At 59.0% G+C, this 17,316-nt stretch carries 17 protein-coding genes; 13 read left to right on the forward strand and 4 right to left on the reverse strand.

Features of this window, described 5'->3' with window-relative positions; genetic code table 11:
- From ACP0GE_RS17125 to glmU, 3 genes are read right to left on the reverse strand one after another with little or no spacing between them, the layout of a single operon-like run.
- A complete protein-coding gene (locus ACP0GE_RS17125; RefSeq protein WP_424833121.1) occupies nucleotides 1–543 on the reverse strand; it encodes a pyridoxamine 5'-phosphate oxidase family protein in 543 nt (180 codons plus the stop codon).
- 3 nt (nucleotides 544–546) lie between these two features.
- Nucleotides 547–2,370, reverse strand: a complete 1,824-nt coding sequence (gene glmS, locus ACP0GE_RS17130) for a glutamine--fructose-6-phosphate transaminase (isomerizing) (RefSeq protein WP_424833122.1) — start codon at nucleotides 2,368–2,370, stop codon at nucleotides 547–549.
- 3 nt (nucleotides 2,371–2,373) lie between these two features.
- The gene (glmU, locus tag ACP0GE_RS17135) at nucleotides 2,374–3,729 is read right to left on the reverse strand and encodes a bifunctional UDP-N-acetylglucosamine diphosphorylase/glucosamine-1-phosphate N-acetyltransferase GlmU (RefSeq protein WP_424833123.1); all 1,356 of its coding nucleotides are present in this window, start codon (nucleotides 3,727–3,729) and stop codon (nucleotides 2,374–2,376) included.
- A 132-nt stretch (nucleotides 3,730–3,861) separates the two neighbouring features.
- On the opposite strand from glmU, the gene ACP0GE_RS17140 reads away from it, so the two are divergent.
- The 3 genes from ACP0GE_RS17140 (at nucleotide 3,862) to ACP0GE_RS17150 (ending at nucleotide 7,094) form a co-directional block, all read left to right on the forward strand.
- A complete protein-coding gene (locus tag ACP0GE_RS17140) occupies nucleotides 3,862–4,533 on the forward strand; it encodes an HAD-IA family hydrolase (protein WP_424833124.1) in 672 nt (223 codons plus the stop codon).
- A 39-nt stretch (nucleotides 4,534–4,572) separates the two neighbouring features.
- Nucleotides 4,573–5,763, forward strand: coding sequence for a DegT/DnrJ/EryC1/StrS family aminotransferase (locus ACP0GE_RS17145; protein ID WP_424833125.1), 1,191 nt, complete (start codon nucleotides 4,573–4,575; stop codon nucleotides 5,761–5,763).
- A 167-nt stretch (nucleotides 5,764–5,930) separates the two neighbouring features.
- Nucleotides 5,931–7,094, forward strand: coding sequence for an isovaleryl-CoA dehydrogenase (locus tag ACP0GE_RS17150; protein WP_424833126.1), 1,164 nt, complete (start codon nucleotides 5,931–5,933; stop codon nucleotides 7,092–7,094).
- A gap of 50 nt (nucleotides 7,095–7,144) precedes the next feature.
- Here the strand turns inward: ACP0GE_RS17150 and ACP0GE_RS17155 are convergent, their stop codons facing one another.
- Nucleotides 7,145–7,744, reverse strand: a complete 600-nt coding sequence (locus tag ACP0GE_RS17155; RefSeq protein WP_424833127.1) for an OmpW/AlkL family protein — start codon at nucleotides 7,742–7,744, stop codon at nucleotides 7,145–7,147.
- Between the two features lie 137 nt (nucleotides 7,745–7,881).
- On the opposite strand from ACP0GE_RS17155, the gene ACP0GE_RS17160 reads away from it, so the two are divergent.
- The 10 genes from ACP0GE_RS17160 (at nucleotide 7,882) to ACP0GE_RS17205 (ending at nucleotide 17,315) form a co-directional block, all read left to right on the forward strand.
- Entirely contained in the window at nucleotides 7,882–9,408 is a 1,527-nt protein-coding gene (locus tag ACP0GE_RS17160; protein ID WP_424833128.1) for an AMP-binding protein, read from the forward strand.
- Nucleotides 9,405–9,908: a hypothetical protein gene (locus ACP0GE_RS17165; RefSeq protein WP_424833129.1), complete on the forward strand. Its 504-nt coding sequence runs from the start codon at nucleotides 9,405–9,407 to the stop codon at nucleotides 9,906–9,908. Before ACP0GE_RS17160 ends, ACP0GE_RS17165 begins: the two co-directional genes overlap by 4 nt.
- Before the next feature lie 14 nt (nucleotides 9,909–9,922).
- Nucleotides 9,923–11,527 carry a carboxyl transferase domain-containing protein gene (locus ACP0GE_RS17170; protein ID WP_424833130.1) on the forward strand — a complete coding sequence of 535 codons (1,605 nt, stop codon included), beginning with the start codon at nucleotides 9,923–9,925 and terminating at the stop codon, nucleotides 11,525–11,527.
- Between the two features lies 1 nt (nucleotide 11,528).
- Nucleotides 11,529–11,954: an ASCH domain-containing protein gene (locus ACP0GE_RS17175; protein WP_424833131.1), complete on the forward strand. Its 426-nt coding sequence runs from the start codon at nucleotides 11,529–11,531 to the stop codon at nucleotides 11,952–11,954.
- Between the two features lie 6 nt (nucleotides 11,955–11,960).
- Entirely contained in the window at nucleotides 11,961–13,892 is a 1,932-nt protein-coding gene (locus tag ACP0GE_RS17180; RefSeq protein ID WP_424833132.1) for an acetyl/propionyl/methylcrotonyl-CoA carboxylase subunit alpha, read from the forward strand.
- Between the two features lie 78 nt (nucleotides 13,893–13,970).
- Complete coding sequence (locus ACP0GE_RS17185) at nucleotides 13,971–14,825, forward strand: hydroxymethylglutaryl-CoA lyase (RefSeq protein ID WP_424833133.1); 855 nt, start codon at nucleotides 13,971–13,973, stop codon at nucleotides 14,823–14,825.
- A gap of 9 nt (nucleotides 14,826–14,834) precedes the next feature.
- The gene (locus ACP0GE_RS17190) at nucleotides 14,835–15,617 is read left to right on the forward strand and encodes a crotonase/enoyl-CoA hydratase family protein (RefSeq protein WP_424833134.1); all 783 of its coding nucleotides are present in this window, start codon (nucleotides 14,835–14,837) and stop codon (nucleotides 15,615–15,617) included.
- 194 nt (nucleotides 15,618–15,811) lie between these two features.
- Nucleotides 15,812–16,177, forward strand: a complete 366-nt coding sequence (locus ACP0GE_RS17195) for an NADH-quinone oxidoreductase subunit A (protein ID WP_050602775.1) — start codon at nucleotides 15,812–15,814, stop codon at nucleotides 16,175–16,177.
- The gene (locus ACP0GE_RS17200) at nucleotides 16,168–16,701 is read left to right on the forward strand and encodes a NuoB/complex I 20 kDa subunit family protein (RefSeq protein ID WP_010442777.1); all 534 of its coding nucleotides are present in this window, start codon (nucleotides 16,168–16,170) and stop codon (nucleotides 16,699–16,701) included. Before ACP0GE_RS17195 ends, ACP0GE_RS17200 begins: the two co-directional genes overlap by 10 nt.
- Nucleotides 16,702–16,712: 11 nt before the next feature.
- Nucleotides 16,713–17,315 (forward strand): NADH-quinone oxidoreductase subunit C, encoded by a 603-nt coding sequence (locus ACP0GE_RS17205; protein WP_424833135.1) that lies wholly within the window; start codon nucleotides 16,713–16,715, stop codon nucleotides 17,313–17,315.
- The last annotated feature ends 1 nt before the right edge of the window (nucleotide 17,316 follow it).

The following is a 17,316-nucleotide window of genomic DNA, read 5'->3' on the forward strand; positions in this document are numbered from 1 at the left end:
TCAGGACGGAACTTGGGTTGGCTTGCCATCGATGGTGTGTTGGTTTTTTTCAACCCAATACGCGCGGATATCGTCATCCGACTTACCATCGACCCATTTCTGCATCGTTTCCCGATCAGACTGGTACTCCATAAAAGGCACCGCATAGCCGCAGGATGTTTGCACCAGATCAATGTCGACGTCATAAATCTGCCGAGCACTGCGATGATCCGGGAAATGCGCGGCAAGTTCATCCCAATCGTCGTCGCCGATGTGAAGTGTACGGGCCGTGCCATAGGTGCGCAGGATCATCGGGCGCGTAGTGAACGAACACCACATCAGCGTCATGCGGTTGATCTCTAGCAGGTGACCGGCGGTTTCATTTCCGCTGCCGGTCAGGTTCATCCAGATGATCCGGTTCGGCCCCAGAACCCGCAGTGAATCCATGCCCTTGGGAGAGATGTTGACCCGCCCATCTGCCGCCGCTGTTCCAACGAAAAACATGTGTTGATCTTCGATGAACTTGCGCTTGGCGTCGTCCAGATCGGGAAATTGCTTGGCCATGGGTCACTCCACCGTCACGGATTTTGCCAGATTGCGCGGCTGATCCACGTCCGTGCCTTTGGCAACAGCGGTGTGATAGGCCAGCAGTTGCGCAGGTACGGAATACAGGATTGGGGTCAGGCTCTGATGGACATGGGGCATGCGGATCGTGCTCCAGACCCCGTCTTCCGCTTGGGCAATTCCGTCATCGTCAGACACCAGGATCACCTTGCCCTTGCGCGCCATGACCTCCTGCATGTTCGACACGGTCTTGTCGAAGACCGCGTCGCGCGGGGCCATGACGACCACTGGCATTTGTTTGTCGATCAACGCAATAGGGCCGTGCTTCAGCTCACCCGATGCATAACCTTCGGCGTGGATATAGCTGATTTCCTTGAGTTTAAGCGCGCCCTCCATGGCCAGTGGATACATCAGGCCACGGCCCAGGAATAGCACGTCCCGGGCTTCCGACAGGCGTTGGGCGGACTTCTTGATCGCGCGGTTCTGATCCAGTGCAGTGTTCAGCACCGAAGGCAACCCCCGCAGCGCAGCCGCGTGGTCGGCCAGTTCCTCGTCAGTCAAAGTGCCCCGGTCTGCGGCCGCCTTGAGCGCCAGCATCAGCAATACGCTCAACTGACAGGTAAACGCCTTGGTCGAGGCAACGCCGATTTCGACTCCGGCATGGATCGGCAAGGTGATGTCGCTTTCCCGCGCGATCGAGCTTTCGGGGACATTGACGACCGACACGATTTTTTCTGCCTTGCCTTCGCAATAGCGTAGGGCGGCCAGCGTGTCCGCTGTTTCGCCCGATTGGCTGACAAACAGGGCCAGTGTTCGGTCGCTGATCGGAGGTTCACGATAGCGGAACTCACTGGCGATATCGACCTCGACCGGCATTTTGGCCAGTTGTTCGAACCAGTATTTGGCGGTCAGGCAGGCATAGAAAGCCGTGCCGCAGGCAACCATGGTCAGGCGGTCTAGCTTTGAAAAATCCAGATCGGTATCTGGCAGAACCACCTTGTGCCCCCCGGTTGGCAGATAGGACCGGATCGCCTCGGCCACGACAACAGGCTGCTCGGCGATTTCCTTGGCCATGTAGTGCTTGTGACCCGCCTTGTCCGTGCGTGCCTGATCCAGCTTGATCCGGCGAATCTCGCGGTTGGCGATTTCACCGGCCTCGTTGCGGATTTCCAGCGACGTGCGGGTCAACACGGCCCGGTCGCCCTCCTCAAGATAGGTGATCCGGTCGGTCAGCGGGGCCAGTGCGATGGCGTCTGATCCGACAAACATCTCTCCGTCCCCATGTCCGATGGCAAGCGGAGACCCCTTACGCGCGGCTACGATCAGGTCGTCTTGCCCATCGAACAAAAAGGCCAGTGCAAAGGCACCTTCCAACTTGTCGATCGTCTTGAACGCCGCATCTTGGGGGGACAGGCCGTCCTTGATGTAATGCTCGGCCATCAAGGCAACGGTTTCGGTATCTGTTTCGGTTTGAAAATCGATGCCCAGCTCTGCCAGTTCAGCGCGCAGTTCACGGTAGTTTTCGACAATTCCGTTGTGGACAACAGCCACCGGTCCAGCCTTGTGCGGATGCGCATTGCTGACCGATGGCGCGCCGTGCGTGGCCCAGCGGGTGTGACCAATCCCGGATTTCCCCGGCAATGGGTCATGTACCAGTAGATCACTGAGGTTCACCAGCTTGCCAACCGCCCGACGACGCCCCAAAGCGCCGTTGTTTACTGTGGCGATACCTGCGCTGTCATAACCACGATATTCCAGCCGCTTCAGCGCCTCGACTAAAATGGGGGCGGCTTCGTGCTGCCCCAGAACTCCAACAATACCACACATAATTCAGGCCTCTGTATCGCGGCGAGCCTTCTTCGCCTTTAGCATTTGAAACAATTTGCTTGCGTAGCCAAGTTTGTTCTCTTGCCGTGAACGGGCAAGTGCCAGCGCGTCCGGTTCGACATCCTCGGTTACCACCGTTCCCGTAGCCGTCATCGCACCGTCACCAATCGTGACCGGAGCAACCAGCATGGTGTTTGAGCCGATAAAGACGCCTTCGCCGATGGTCGTTTTGTGCTTCATCACCCCATCATAATTGCAGGTGATCGTCCCGGCACCGATATTGGTCGCTGCCCCAACGGACGCATCGCCAACATAGCTGAGGTGATTGACCTTGGCGCCCTCGGCGATTTCGGCGTTTTTGACCTCGACAAAATTGCCGATGCGGGTGTTTTCAGCCAGTTCGGTGCCGGGACGCAGGCGGGCATAGGGGCCAACGACGGCGCCGCGGCTGACATGGCACCCCTCAAGATGCGAAAACGCCCGGATCGTCGCGCCGCTTTCGACTGTCACGCCGGGACCGAAAACCACATTGGGTTCGATGGCGGCGTCGCGGCCGATAACGGTATCTGCAGACAGATAGACCGTTTCCGGAGCCATCAGAGTCACGCCTTGCTGCAACAAAGCCGCGCGAGCGCGGGCCTGAAATTCGGCATCGGCGGCGGCCAGATCAGCACGGGAATCGACGCCGAGGGTTTCGGCCTCGTCGCATTTGATCGCCGTCGCGGAAAGCCCGCGTGCGTTGGCCAATGCGGGCAATTCGGTCAGGTAATACTCGCCTGAGGCGTTGTCGTTGCTAACCTGATCGATCAGATCAAACAGCAAAGCCGCATCGCAGGCCAGAAGGCCGCTGTTGGTGAAACGAATGTCTCGCTGTTCCTCGGTTGCGTCCTTGTACTCCACGATCTCGACCAGACGATCGCCATCCATGATAAGGCGACCGTAACGCGGTTGAACTTCGGCAATATCAAAACCCAGCATGACCAGATCAAAGGTTTTGCGGGCCTCGACCATGCGTCGCAGGGTGTCGGGATCGATGAAGGGTGTGTCGCCGTAAAGAACGATCACATTACCCCTGAAACCCTCCAGCGCAGCCCGGGCCTGTGCCACGGCATGGGCGGTGCCCAGCTGTTCTTCCTGCACTACCACCTGTGCGGTCTCGTCTTCGTTTCGAACCGCTTCTGCCACCATCTCGGACCCGTGGCCGGTGACGATCACCGTGCGTTCTGGCGAAAGGGCCCCTCCTGCGCGCATGGCGTGGACCAGCATGGGCGTCTGCGCGATCGGGTGCAGGACTTTTGGAATATCCGAATTCATTCTGGTGCCTTTCCCGGCGGCCAGAATGACAAGGGCAATACTCATGAACTCGTTTTCTCTTTTGTTTTGTCGCGGTCCGTTTTATCCGCTGACGGCAAAGGCGCAAGCGGTTCGCCCATCAAAGAAGATTGCCGTTTGCAACAGTTACAGGCGAAAACCCGCCGGAACGGAGGCAGAATGCGCAGTGTGATTTTTGATCTCGATGGAACTTTGGCGGACACCTCGGGCGATTTGCTGGCCGCAGCAAACCACTGTTTCCGGGATATGGGGCATGGGGACGTCCTGCTGCCCGATCAGGACGCAGCTGTGGCGGTGCGAGGCGCGCGCATGATGCTAAGCCAGGGGTTGAAGCGGGTCGGAGCTTATAGTGAAAAGACTGTCGATACGTATTATCCGATTTTTCTGGATGTCTACGAACAGGCCATTGATAGGCACACAGTATTCTATCCCGGCGCGTTGGACGCGGTAGAGGCCCTGAAAACCGCAGGCTATGGCGTGGGCATCTGTACCAACAAACCCGAAGGGCTGGCCGATCTGCTGCTGACCCGTCTGGGCGTTCGTGATCAGTTCGCGTCTTTGGTGGGTGCCGATACGTTGCCGGTGCGCAAGCCCGATCCCGAACCCCTGCGTGAGGCGGCGCGGCGGGCCGGTGGCCACCCGAAGCATTGTGTGCTGATTGGGGATTCCGACACAGATCGCAACACTGCGCGTGCGGCCGGGGTGCCCTCGGTGCTGGTTACCTTCGGGCCATCCGGTGACGATATGGCAGCGCTGGAGCCAGAGGCCTTGCTGCATCATTTCGATGACCTGCCCGGGCTGGTGCCAGATCTGATCGGTGCGGTTGCATGATCCCTTGACCGCCGAACAAAGCGACCCCAAAACTAAACTATGACCGAGATTTTTTCGGGTAGCTTTACCCAGCAGGAACCCCTTCCGGAAGATGCTATCGAGGCCGCGCTGACCGTGCTGCGCCATGGCCGCCTGCATCGTTACAACGTGGCGCCGGGTGAAGTGGGCGAAACGTCTTTGCTGGAACAGGAATTCGCGGCCCAGATGGGGGCGAAATACTGTCTGGCCGTGGCGTCGGGCGGTTATGCCTTGGCCACGGCTCTGCGCGCGGTTGGGGTGCAGCCGGGTGAAGCGGTTCTGACCAATGCCTTTACATTGGCACCGGTTCCCGGGGCGATTGCCTCGGTCGGGGCAAAGCCGGTTTTTGTTGGTGTTACCGAAGGTTTGACCATCGATCTGGACGATCTTGAGGCCAAACTGCCCTTGGCGCGTGTGCTGATGCTGAGCCATATGCGGGGCCATTTGTGCGACATGGATCGCCTGATGCAGATCTGCGATGCCGCGGGGGTCGTCGTGATCGAAGATTGTGCCCATACGATGGGGGCGGCCTGGCGCGGGCAGCTTTCCGGGCGGCAGGGCGCTATCGGCTGTTATTCCTGTCAGACCTACAAGCACGTCAATTCGGGTGAGGGCGGGTTGCTGGCCACCGATAACGAGGAGATCGCGGCCAAGGCAACAATGCTGTCCGGGTCATACATGCTGTATGAACGCCATCTGGCAGCACCAGCCCCCGAGGTTTTCGAGACGATCAAGTTCGATACTCCGAACATATCGGGTCGGATGGACAATCTGCGGGCGGCTATCCTGCGGCCTCAGTTGCGCGACCTTGACCGGCAGGTTGACCGTTGGAACGAGCGGTATGACGAGATTGAAAAAGGTCTACGCGGCACGCCGGGCCTGACGATTGTCGAACGACCCGAGGCCGAGACCTATGTCGGGTCTTCTATTCAGTTCCTACTGCTGGACTGGTCATCCGAGCGGATTGGCGATGTCATCCGTCGCTGTGCGGCACGTGGGGTTGAACTCAAATGGTTTGGAGGGTCCGAGCCGACCGGGTTTACATCGCGCTACGACAGTTGGCGCTATGCCGACAGCGAGCCAATGCCCGCAAGTGATCGGATTCTTGCGTCGATTATGGATATGCGGGTGCCACTGACATTTTCAATCGAGGATTGCCAATTGATCGCGCGCATTATCCGCGCCGAGGTTGGTGCGGTTTTCCAATCGTAGTCCAGCGGAGTGCGCCTGCAGCGCACGCTTCGTTCCTTTGAAATGCCGCCCTCAATGGGCGGCATTGTTCGTTTCGGGCTGCTGAAACCACAAAGATTGACCGGTTACGGATTCGCTGCTATCTATTTATTGAACACTTGTTCATTAACGACTGCGGGAGAGTGCATATGTTCACGGCGACGATGCAATTTGATCTGGGCGAAGATGTGAACGCTTTGCGCGACATGGTGCACCGCTGGGCGCAGGAACGTGTCAAGCCGATGGCGGCTGAGATCGACAGTTCGAACGCATTCCCGAACGAACTCTGGAAAGAAATGGGCGATCTGGGGCTGTTAGGCATTACTGTACCCGAAGAGTTCGGAGGCGCGGACATGTCTTATCTGGCGCATACCGTCGCCGTGGAAGAAATCGCGCGGGCTTCAGCCTCGGTATCGTTGTCTTATGGGGCGCATTCAAATCTCTGCGTCAATCAGATCAAACTGAACGGGAACGCTGAGCAGAAACAGAAATATCTGCCACGCCTGATCTCGGGCGATCATGTGGGGGCGTTGGCCATGTCCGAACCCTCGGCCGGGTCGGATGTCGTGTCGATGAAATTGCGGGCGGAAAAGCGCAACGATCATTACCGCCTGAATGGAAGCAAATACTGGATCACCAACGGGCCGGACGCGGATACTCTGGTGGTATATGCCAAGACCGATCCTGATGCGGGGTCAAAAGGCATCACGGCGTTTCTGGTCGAAAAAGAGATGAAGGGCTTCTCGACCTCACCCCATTTCGACAAGCTGGGGATGCGTGGGTCGAACACGGCCGAGCTGATTTTCGAAGATGTCGAGGTGCCGTTCGAGAACGTATTGGGAGAAGAAGGGAAGGGCGTTGCCGTCCTGATGTCAGGCCTTGACTATGAGCGTGTTGTGCTGGCCGGGATCGGCACCGGCATCATGGCCGCCTGTCTGGACGAAGTGATGCCCTACCTGGCCGAGCGCAAGCAGTTCGGCAAACCGATTGGCAGTTTCCAACTGATGCAGGGCAAGATCGCCGACATGTATACCGCAATGAACTCGGCCCGGGCTTATGTGTACGAGGTCGCCAAGGCATGCGACCGGGGCGATGTCACCCGACAGGATGCGGCGGCTTGCTGTCTGTACGCCTCGGAACAGGCCATGACGCAGGCCCATCAAGCCGTTCAGGCGCTGGGCGGGGCGGGGTTTCTGGCCGATGCCCCGGTCAGCCGGATCTTCCGCGACGCAAAGCTGATGGAGATCGGTGCGGGCACCAGCGAAATCCGCCGGATGCTGATCGGGCGTGAGTTGATGAGCGAAATGCTGTGATCAGAGACGCCCCACAGAAAAGGGATCCGTGGGGCGTTTCGGGCAATGGATCAGAACGTATGAACGTAGGAAACGCCAACCAGCCACGGATCGATCTCGGCCTTGCCGATATTCCTGCCGTTCAGGTTAACGTCCGGGTCGATGTCGAACCAACGCACGTTCAGCCGCACGGCCCCGTTTTCGGTAACCATATAGTCCAGACCCGCTTGCAGAGAGACGCCGAAGGAATCCTCGATCTCAAGCCCGGGCATGTCTTCGTCAAAGAAGATCGTGTAGTTAAGACCCGCGCCGACATAGGGCTTCCAGGCGCTGTTGGTGACAAAGTGGTAGTTCAGCGACAGGGTCGGGGGCAGATGCTTGACACTGCCGGCGCTGGTGTTGCCGCCAAGCGTGATGTCATGTTTGAACGGTGTCGCCGCCAGCAGCTCAATGCCAAGGTTGTCGCGGATGAAATATTCGGCGGTGAAGATCGGTCGGGTATCCGAGTCGATGGTGGTGTCCATCCCCAGAACTGTGCCGTTGTCGGATTTCGGATCCAGATAGCCAACACCGATACCAAGGGTCCAATCCCCCTGCGATTGCGCCAGCGCCGGAGCAGTAAACGCAACCAGCGCAGAGGTGAGCGTCAGGGCGGCGATTCTCTTGTTCATATTCATGCCTTTGCTTTTGTTAATGGGGGTTTCTTGCAGCCCGGGCGTGTCGCCGACGCTGATCTGGATCAAAAACCCAGCGGAATATGTAACCTATCCACTGAGTCAAATTGTCATGAAAACAGGGGTTTGCGGGCATGAATTCGCGTGAGTGCATACCGGGTTTGAGCCCAGCGGGGGGCTGGGATGTGCCGGATCGCCTGAATATGTCCCAACAGTGTCTAAGCCACGCATCAGACCGGCCGGCCGTGGTGGATCTGACGGCAGAGCGCAGCCAGACGGTTACCTATGGTCAGTTGGGGCGCAGGGCGGACGCAATCGCGTGGACTTTGATGCAAAGAATCCAACCGGGTGACCGGGTTGGCGTGATTCTCAGCCAATCGCCTTGGTGTGCGGCGGCTCATTTGGCGATCTGGAAGATCGGTGCAATCTCGGTGCCCCTGTTCAAGCTGTTCAAACAGGACGCACTGGCCTCGCGGGTACGCGATGCCGGGGCAGAGCTTGTTCTGACCGATCCTGAAGGTGCCGCGCTGCTGGGTGACCTGGCCGAGCCGGTGCAGGTGGCCAAACTCGCCGAAGCGCCTGAGCCGGTACCTTTTGCCGATACCGGCCCAGATGACCCCGCCGTCTTGATCTATACATCGGGCACAACAGGCAGCCCCAAAGGCGCCCTGCACGGGCATCGCGTTTTGACGGGGCACCTTCCCGGGGTTTCGATTAGCCACAATCATCTTCGGGACGGCGATTGCCTCTGGACTCCGGCAGATTGGGCCTGGATCGGCGGTTTGTTCGATGTGCTGATGCCGGGGCTGGCGCTGGGCGTTCCGGTTGTTGCGGCCCGGCTTGAAAAATTCACACCCGAAGCCTGCGCTGACGTGATCGCGCGCGGTGGTGTGCGGAATGTGTTCTTTCCCCCCACCGCGTTGCGGATGCTGAAAGCGGCGGATCAGGCAATCCCCGGGTTGCGGTCCGTCGCATCCGGGGGGGAACCCCTCGGTGCCGAGATGCTGGCTTGGGGGCAGCAGGCGTTTGGCCTGACGATCAACGAGTTCTACGGCCAGACCGAATGCAATATGGTTGTGTCCTCTTGCTCTGAGGATTTCCCGGCACGTCCCGGCTGTATCGGTAAACCAGTACCGGGCCATGAGGTCGCGGTGGTCGATGAAGACGGCACGCCGACAAAGGAAGAGGGCGATGTGGCCATCCGGCGTGGCTCGGCCTCGATGCTGCTGGAGTACTGGAACCGACCGGAGGCGACGGCCGAGAAGTTCCGTGGAAACTGGCTGATCACCGGTGACCGTGGCGTGTGGGAAGGGGAGTACCTGCGTTTTGTTGGCCGGGATGACGACGTGATCACCTCGGCAGGCTACCGCATCGGCCCCGCCGAGATCGAGGATTGCCTGCTGACCCACCCGGCGGTGGCGACGGTGGGTGTTGTTGGCAAGCCCGACCCGCTGCGGACCGAAATCGTGAAGGCCTATGTGGTGTTGAAACCGGGGGCAGAGGCCTCGGGTCAGGAGTTGCAGGATTGGGTCAAGGATCGGCTGGCGCAGTATTCCTATCCGCGTGAGGTGGCGTTTCTGGATGAGCTGCCGATGACGGTGACGGGGAAGGTGATCCGAAAGGAATTGAAGAGCATGGCCGCTAAGGAGTCTGCCAAATGAAATTTAGTTTAAAGACGTATTGGATTGTTGGATTGTCGGTAGTTTTTGGAACGCAACTGGCGGCTGAGACAGTCGAAAATCCCAAATTTGAGACTGCTTCTTTTTTGACGACTTGCACGGAGTTCGTTCCAAACGTTCCGCTTGCCATCCCGATGGATGCGCAATGCATTTCGCAAGGGAGGAAAATGTGTGAATTGGCCGCTTTCAACGCGCCTCCTGAAAGCTGTCTGTTGGAAGTAATTAACTGGATGCAAAACGAAGTTGGGTCGAAATGGTCGCTCATCCCGGAGGATATCCGCCTTGATCACTCTGAACCTCCTACTGCGGAAGAAATGGCAAATAGCGCAATGTTGGCCTCCCTCAGTAGCATGATGCCAAATTGCGAGACTGTCCAAATCGATGGAGTGTCTAAACAAGCTGTGTGTGACTACTCTGATGCTTTAGCCGGATGGCACACATTGCGAATTCTGCAACGCTCGGCGAGCGATATCAATCAATAGCGGAGCGCACACAAATGAAACTCACATCCAAAGCCATGCCCGCCTCTGAGGGCTTCAAGGCAAACCGCGCCGCCCATCTCGACGCGCTGGCGCAAATCTCTGCTGCTGCCGAGGCCGCCCGCATGGGCGGGGGCGAAAAATCCCGCGCGCGGCATGAATCGCGGGGCAAAATGCTCCCGCGCCGCCGGGTGGCGAACTTGCTCGATCCTGGTTCTCCATTTCTGGAAATCGGGGCGACGGCAGCGCATGGGATGTATGGGGATGCGGCGCCCTGTGCCGGGGTGATCGCCGGGATTGGTCGGGTGCACGGGCAGGAGGTCATGGTGGTTTGCAACGACGCCACCGTGAAGGGCGGTACGTATTACCCGCTGACCGTCAAGAAACACCTCCGCGCGCAGGAGATTGCCGAGGAAAATAACCTCCCCTGCATCTATCTGGTCGACAGCGGCGGTGCGAACCTGCCCAATCAGGACGAGGTTTTCCCCGACCGCGACCACTTTGGCCGCATCTTCTACAATCAGGCGCGGATGAGCGCGAAGGGGATTGCTCAGATCGCGGTGGTGATGGGTTCGTGCACGGCGGGCGGGGCCTATGTGCCTGCGATGTCGGACGTGACGATCATCGTCAAAGAACAGGGGACAATCTTCCTGGCCGGACCGCCCTTGGTCAAGGCCGCGACCGGAGAGGTCGTCTCGGCAGAAGACCTGGGTGGCGGTGATGTGCACACCCGCCTGTCGGGTGTGGCTGACTATCTGGCCGAGGATGATGCTCACGCGTTGGCTTTGGCGCGGCGGGCCGTTGGCTCGCTGAACCTGCGCAAGCCGCAAACTGTGGATTGGGCCAGTCCCGAAGACCCGGCCTATGACCCCGAGGAAATACTCGGTGTGGTCCCGGCCGATCTGCGCACGCCCTATGACATTCGCGAGGTGATCGCGCGGTTGGTCGATGGCTCTCGGTTCGATGAATTCAAGCCGCGCTTTGGCGAGACATTGGTGACCGGCTTCGCCCATGTCAAAGGCTGCCCGGTTGGGATCATCGCCAATAACGGCGTGCTGTTTTCCGAGGCCGCACAGAAAGGCGCGCATTTTGTCGAGCTGTGTTCGCAGCGCAAAACGCCTCTGGTGTTCCTGCAGAACATCACCGGGTTCATGGTCGGGCGGAAATACGAAAACGAAGGCATCGCGCGGCATGGGGCCAAGATGGTGACCGCAGTGGCGACGACTTCGGTGCCGAAGATCACCATGCTGGTCGGCGGCTCATTCGGGGCCGGGAATTACGGCATGGCGGGGCGCGCCTATCAGCCGCGCTTCCTGTGGACCTGGCCAAATTCGCGGATTTCGGTGATGGGCGGCGAGCAGGCCGCAGGCGTCCTGGCCACCGTCAAACGCGACGGGATCGAGCGGCAGGGCGGCACGTGGTCGGCTGAGGAAGAGGCCGAGTTCAAACGCCCAACGCTTGAGATGTTCGAGGAGCAATCGCATCCGCTCTACGCGTCCGCTCGTCTTTGGGATGACGGTATCGTTGACCCGCGCAAATCGCGTGACGTGCTGGCCCTGTCGTTGAATGCTGCGCTGAATGCGCCGATTGAGGAGACACGCTTTGGCGTGTTCAGGATGTAAGATGGGATCGGTTCTGGAACAGGTAAAGGCACGCTACCCGCGGGCGCAAACCTTTAAATTCGGAGACAATCCGGTTCTCAGCGCGGAACTTCTGGCTTTGGTCCGATCCGGTAAGAAAACCGCAACTTGCGGCGCTCTGCGTGACTATCCGGACGGAAGCTCGGACATGCCGCAACCAGGGCGGCAGGATATCGCGCTGGATTGGGATGATCGCCCGGCATTGGTGATTGAAACCGTAGAGGTTTCGATTTGCAGATATTGCGATGTGACCGAAGAATTCGCACTGGCAGAGGGCGAGAATGAGACGCTGGAAGGCTGGCGCGAAGGTCACCGCCGATACTTCGAAAGAAATGGCGGGTTTGATCCCGAGATGGAATTGGTCTGCGAGAGATTTCGCCTTGTCGAAGATCTGGCAGCCGAGGGGTAGATGGACATGTTCAACAAAATCCTGATCGCCAACCGGGGTGAGATCGCCTGCCGGGTGATGGAGACCGCCCAGAAAATGGGTGTCTCATGCGTTGTGGTTTATTCGGACGCGGACGCCACGGCGAAACATGTGGTGATGGCCGATGAGGCGGTGCATATCGGCGGCGCGGCCCCTGCGGAAAGCTATCTGAAGGGGGATGTGATTATTAAGGCCGCGCTGGATACCGGCGCGCAGGCGATCCATCCCGGCTATGGCTTTCTGTCCGAAAATCCCGATTTCGTGGATGCGGTTGAGGCGGCTGGCCTGACCTTTATCGGCCCCTCGGCGGATGCGATCCGCAAGATGGGTCTGAAGGATGCGGCCAAGGTGCTGATGGAGCAGGCGGGCGTTCCCGTGGTGCCTGGCTATCACGGTGACAATCAGGACCCCGAGCATCTGGCCGGAGCCGCCGACACCATCGGCTATCCGGTTCTGATCAAGGCCGTCGCCGGTGGCGGTGGCAAGGGTATGCGGCTGGTTGAACGCCCCGAGGACTTCCCGGCGGCGCTGGACAGTGCACGCGGAGAGGCGCGCACCGCCTTTGGCAATGATGCGGTTCTGGTCGAAAAATTCGTCGCCAAGCCGCGTCATATCGAGGTGCAGGTCTTTGGTGACGGCACCCATGCGGTGCATCTGTTTGAACGCGACTGCTCGCTCCAACGGCGGCACCAGAAGGTGATCGAAGAGGCCCCGGCACCCGGCATGACAGCTGAAATGCGCGAGGCGATGGGGCAGGCCGGCGTGCGCGCGGCTGAAGCCATCGGTTACAAAGGTGCCGGGACGGTTGAGTTCATCGTAGATGCCTCGGACGGGCTGCGCCCGGATCGGTTCTGGTTCATGGAAATGAACACGCGCCTGCAGGTTGAACATCCGGTGACCGAGGCGGTTACCGGCGTCGATCTGGTGGAATGGCAGCTGCGCGTCGCGGCGGGGGAACGCCTGCCGAAACAGCAAGAGGACTTGTCGATCAATGGGCATGCCTTTGAGGCGCGGCTGTATGCCGAGGATGTGCCCAAGGGATTTTTGCCAGCCACCGGGACATTGACCCATTTGGAGTTTCCGGTCGATTGCCGGGCCGACAGTGGCGTTCGCGCAGGTGATACTATCAGCCCCTGGTACGACCCGATGATTGCGAAGGTCGTCGTGCATGGTCCGACGCGCGCCGTGGCGCTGGAATCCTTGAACCGGGTATTGCGGCATACCGAAGTTGCGGGAACGGTAACCAACCTTGCTTTTCTGGGCGCGCTGACGCGGCATGCGGGTTTTGCTGCAGGCGATGTTGACACAGGGCTGATCGGGCGGGATTTGGGCGATCTGGTCAAGGACGTGCCGCCGTCTTCGGCAGCACATGTTGCGGCGGCTATGACAGCGCTGGAACTTGTGAATACGTGCGAGGAGACAGGATTTTCGTTATGGGCACCTTTGCACCGGGCTGTGCAATTGCGTCAGGATGGAAAAGCCGTGGACCTGGATGTTCAGGTCGAAAACCCTGATCGCCAAATCTGGAAGATTGACACTGAGACCCTTATTGCCGCTCGCGAAGCGCGGCGCTGGACCATTCATGGCAGTCCCATGCCACAGGTTGTGGTCAGTGGCGACGTAATCACTGTCTTTGAGTCTTACGGTCAGACCTTCGAAGTCATCGACCCGCTGGACAGAGACACAAGTGCAACGGGCGATACCAATGTGATCGAGGCGCCAATGCCGGGTCTGATCAAGGCTGTGTTCGCCACGCCGGGCCAGACCGTGAAAGAGGGCGACCGTCTTGCCATTCTTGAGGCTATGAAGATGGAGCATTCCCTGCTGGCGGCGCGCGATGGCGTTGTGGCCGAGGTTCTGGCAGAGGATGGGGCTCAGGTTGAGGCCGGGGCTGCACTGATCCGGTTGGAGGAAGCGTGATCTTTTCGTTTAGCGCATTGCGTGGCACGGTCGGGTCATCCGTATTTGGAACAAGAAGAAGCCGGGAGGGCGCTGAACATGGATGAACGGGTCGAGATATTCGAAGTTGGTCCGCGCGACGGGTTGCAGAACGAAAAGCGTGATATCCCTGCCGCCGACAAGGTGGCGCTGGTGGACTGCCTCAGCCGGGCCGGGTTCAACCGCATTGAAGTGGCCAGCTTTGTGTCCCCGAAATGGGTGCCGCAGATGGCAGGCAGTGCCGAAGTTCTGGCCGGGATCACGCGCGCCGAAAATGTGCGCTATGCGGCGCTGACACCGAATATGCGGGGCTATGAAGATGCCTTGGCCGCCAAAGCGGATGAGATCGCTGTGTTCGCCTCGGCGTCCGAGGGGTTTTCCAAGGCCAATATCAACGCGACCATCGCCGAATCCATTGAGCGGTTCACACCGATTCTAGAGGCTGCCCGCCACATCGATTTGCCGGTTCGCGGCTATGTTTCCTGCGTTACGGACTGCCCTTATGACGGACCTACTCCGCCCGAAAAGGTGGCTGAGGTCGCAGATCGCTTGTTTTCGCTGGGCTGCTACGAGGTCTCTCTGGGCGACACGATCGGGCGGGGGACACCGGACAAGGTTGCGCATATGCTGCTTGCCGTGCGCGAGCGGGTGCCCGTGACGCGGCTGGCGGGGCATTTCCATGACACAAACGGGCGGGCCATCGACAATATCGATGCAGCTCTGGCGCTTGGTGTTCGTGTTTTTGATGCGGCGGTGGGCGGTCTGGGCGGCTGTCCATATGCGCCTGGCGCTTCGGGGAATGTAGCCACGGAAGCCGTCGCGACACATTTGGAGCGATTGGGATATCAGACCGGTCTGGACATGGCGGTTCTAGAAGAGGCCGCGCAGATGGCGCGGGCGATGCGGCAGGGATAAGGAAAAAACATGTTTGACACGATCTTGCTGAACATCGACGCGCGTGGAGTGGCGACTCTGACCTTGAATCGCCCGGAAAAGCACAATGCAATGTCGGCGCAAATGATTGCCGAGTTGACGCAGGCTGCTGAAATGCTGGCCAGCAATGATGCTGTTCGCGTAGTCATCCTGACCGGTGCGGGCAAGACCTTCTGCGCCGGGGGGGATCTGGGCTGGATGCGGGATCAGATGGCAGCCGACCCTGAAACGCGGTTTGTCGAAGCCCGCAAACTGGCTGAAATGCTGAACGCTCTGAACTGCTTGCCCAAGCCGCTGATTGGCGCGCTGCAAGGCAACGCGTTTGGCGGCGGGGTCGGACTGGCTGCAGTGTGCGATGTGGCCATCGGAGCCGACACGCTGAAAATGGGTCTGACCGAGACCCGTCTGGGGCTGATCCCTGCGACAATCGGGCCTTATGTCATTGCTCGCATGGGCGAAGCCCGCGCGCGGCGGGTCTTTATGTCTGCGCGTGTGTTTGATGCGGCTGAAGCGGTCGATTTGGGCCTATTGGCGCGCATAGTTCCTGACGAGCTGCTGAACGAGGCCGTCGAAGCAGAGGTTTTGCCTTATCTGTCCTGCGCACCGGGTGCTGTAACCTCGGCGAAACATCTGGTTCAGACATTGGGACCAAAAATTGATGATAGCGTGATCGATCAGACGATTCAGGCTTTGGTCAGGCGGTGGGAAACCGACGAAGCCCAAGAGGGTATCGCCGCATTCTTCGACAAACGAAAACCTGCATGGAAAAATTAGGTTTACCATACGTTTCCGCTTGAAAGGATTCGCCCGTAGAACTGAAATAAGAACGCAGTTTTGCAAGCCCAGAATTAGGCCCATGCGCGATTCTGTTCGGTTGACCCTCTGACCCCGCACAGATAGAGAATGTCCAGTCAACACGCCAATTGACGGCGCACCCGTTCGGGGCATGCGCAGGAAAGGAGCTATTCGTGGAAGACCTGCTGCGGGAGTACCTCCCGATTCTGGTGTTTCTGGCCGTTGCCGTGGGCCTTGGAATCGTGCTGATTCTGGCTGCTGTGGTCCTGGCTGTCCGCAATCCCGACCCCGAAAAGGTCAGCGCATACGAATGTGGTTTCAACGCCTTCGACGACGCGCGGATGAAATTCGATGTTCGATTCTACCTGGTCTCGATTCTCTTCATCATCTTCGATCTGGAAATCGCCTTCCTGTTCCCATGGGCCGTCGGCTTCAAGGACATCAGCGATGTGGGTTTCTGGTCCATGATGGTGTTCCTGGGCGTTCTGACCATCGGCTTTGCCTATGAATGGAAGAAGGGGGCCCTGGAATGGGAGTGATGACGGGTGCAAACACCGCTGGCGTCGACAAAGAAGTCGCCACCCAGGCCCTGAATGCCGAGTTGCAGGATAAAGGATTCCTGCTGACCTCGACCGAAGACATTATCAACTGGGCGCGCACCGGTTCGCTGCACTGGATGACCTTCGGTCTGGCCTGCTGTGCGGTTGAAATGATGCACACCTCGATGCCGCGTTATGATGCGGAACGGTTTGGTATCGCTCCGCGCGCCTCTCCACGGCAGTCGGACGTGATGATCGTGGCCGGAACGCTGACCAACAAGATGGCCCCGGCGCTGCGCAAGGTTTACGATCAGATGCCCGAGCCGCGCTATGTGATCTCGATGGGGTCCTGCGCGAATGGCGGTGGGTACTATCACTATTCCTATTCGGTTGTGCGCGGCTGCGACCGCGTTGTGCCCGTGGATATTTACGTGCCCGGTTGCCCTCCGACCGCTGAGGCGTTGCTTTACGGTCTGATGCAGCTGCAACGCAAAATCCGCCGCACCGGCACGATTGTACGCTGAGGAGAGAGCTTATGAGCGAAGCACTCAAGGAACTTGGCGCGCAGCTTGAGTTGAAGCGATCCGATTGTGTTCTGTCCTGGGATGTAACCCATGGCGAGCTGAATGTGGATGTGGCCCCATCGAATCTGGTGGAGTTCGTGGAATTCCTTCGGAACGACCAGACCTGCAAATTCTCGTCTCTGGTGGACATCACCGGTGTGGATTACCCGGAACGGGCCAAGCGGTTCGACGTGGTTTACCACTTCCTGTCGATGTACCAGAACCAGCGCATCCGCCTGCGGGTTTCGATCCGCGAGGAGGATATGGTGCCCTCGATCGTCGATGTACACCCCTCGGCCAACTGGTTCGAGCGTGAGGTGTTCGATATGTTCGGCATCCTGTTCTCGGGCCACCCGGACCTGCGACGTATCCTCACCGACTATGGGTTCCGCGGCTATCCGCTGCGCAAGGATTTTCCGACCACCGGCTATACCGAGGTACGTTATGACGAGGCGCAAAAGCGCGTGGTCTACGAACCGGTCAGCCTTGTTCAGGAATACCGCCAGTTTGATTTCATGTCCCCTTGGGAAGGTGCCAATTACATTCTTCCGGGGGATGAAAAACAGGAGTCGTAAG

The sequence above is a fragment of the Ruegeria sp. genome (genome assembly GCF_965243365.1).
GTDB lineage: Bacteria > Pseudomonadota > Alphaproteobacteria > Rhodobacterales > Rhodobacteraceae > Ruegeria.

Excerpts from the sequence above, each read along its gene's own strand:
- ACP0GE_RS17125 (WP_424833121.1), bottom strand. The coding sequence starts at position 543 with ATGGCCAAGCAATTTCCCGATCTGGACGACGCCAAGCGCAAGTTCATC.
- glmS (WP_424833122.1), bottom strand. The coding sequence starts at position 2,370 with ATGTGTGGTATTGTTGGAGTTCTGGGGCAGCACGAAGCCGCCCCCATT.
- glmU (WP_424833123.1), bottom strand. The coding sequence starts at position 3,729 with ATGAGTATTGCCCTTGTCATTCTGGCCGCCGGGAAAGGCACCAGAATG.
- ACP0GE_RS17140 (WP_424833124.1), top strand. The coding sequence starts at position 3,862 with ATGCGCAGTGTGATTTTTGATCTCGATGGAACTTTGGCGGACACCTCG.
- ACP0GE_RS17145 (WP_424833125.1), top strand. The coding sequence starts at position 4,573 with ATGACCGAGATTTTTTCGGGTAGCTTTACCCAGCAGGAACCCCTTCCG.
- ACP0GE_RS17150 (WP_424833126.1), top strand. The coding sequence starts at position 5,931 with ATGTTCACGGCGACGATGCAATTTGATCTGGGCGAAGATGTGAACGCT.
- ACP0GE_RS17155 (WP_424833127.1), bottom strand. The coding sequence starts at position 7,744 with ATGAACAAGAGAATCGCCGCCCTGACGCTCACCTCTGCGCTGGTTGCG.
- ACP0GE_RS17160 (WP_424833128.1), top strand. The coding sequence starts at position 7,882 with ATGAATTCGCGTGAGTGCATACCGGGTTTGAGCCCAGCGGGGGGCTGG.
- ACP0GE_RS17165 (WP_424833129.1), top strand. The coding sequence starts at position 9,405 with ATGAAATTTAGTTTAAAGACGTATTGGATTGTTGGATTGTCGGTAGTT.
- ACP0GE_RS17170 (WP_424833130.1), top strand. The coding sequence starts at position 9,923 with ATGAAACTCACATCCAAAGCCATGCCCGCCTCTGAGGGCTTCAAGGCA.
- ACP0GE_RS17175 (WP_424833131.1), top strand. The coding sequence starts at position 11,529 with ATGGGATCGGTTCTGGAACAGGTAAAGGCACGCTACCCGCGGGCGCAA.
- ACP0GE_RS17180 (WP_424833132.1), top strand. The coding sequence starts at position 11,961 with ATGTTCAACAAAATCCTGATCGCCAACCGGGGTGAGATCGCCTGCCGG.
- ACP0GE_RS17185 (WP_424833133.1), top strand. The coding sequence starts at position 13,971 with ATGGATGAACGGGTCGAGATATTCGAAGTTGGTCCGCGCGACGGGTTG.
- ACP0GE_RS17190 (WP_424833134.1), top strand. The coding sequence starts at position 14,835 with ATGTTTGACACGATCTTGCTGAACATCGACGCGCGTGGAGTGGCGACT.
- ACP0GE_RS17200 (WP_010442777.1), top strand. The coding sequence starts at position 16,168 with ATGGGAGTGATGACGGGTGCAAACACCGCTGGCGTCGACAAAGAAGTC.
- ACP0GE_RS17205 (WP_424833135.1), top strand. The coding sequence starts at position 16,713 with ATGAGCGAAGCACTCAAGGAACTTGGCGCGCAGCTTGAGTTGAAGCGA.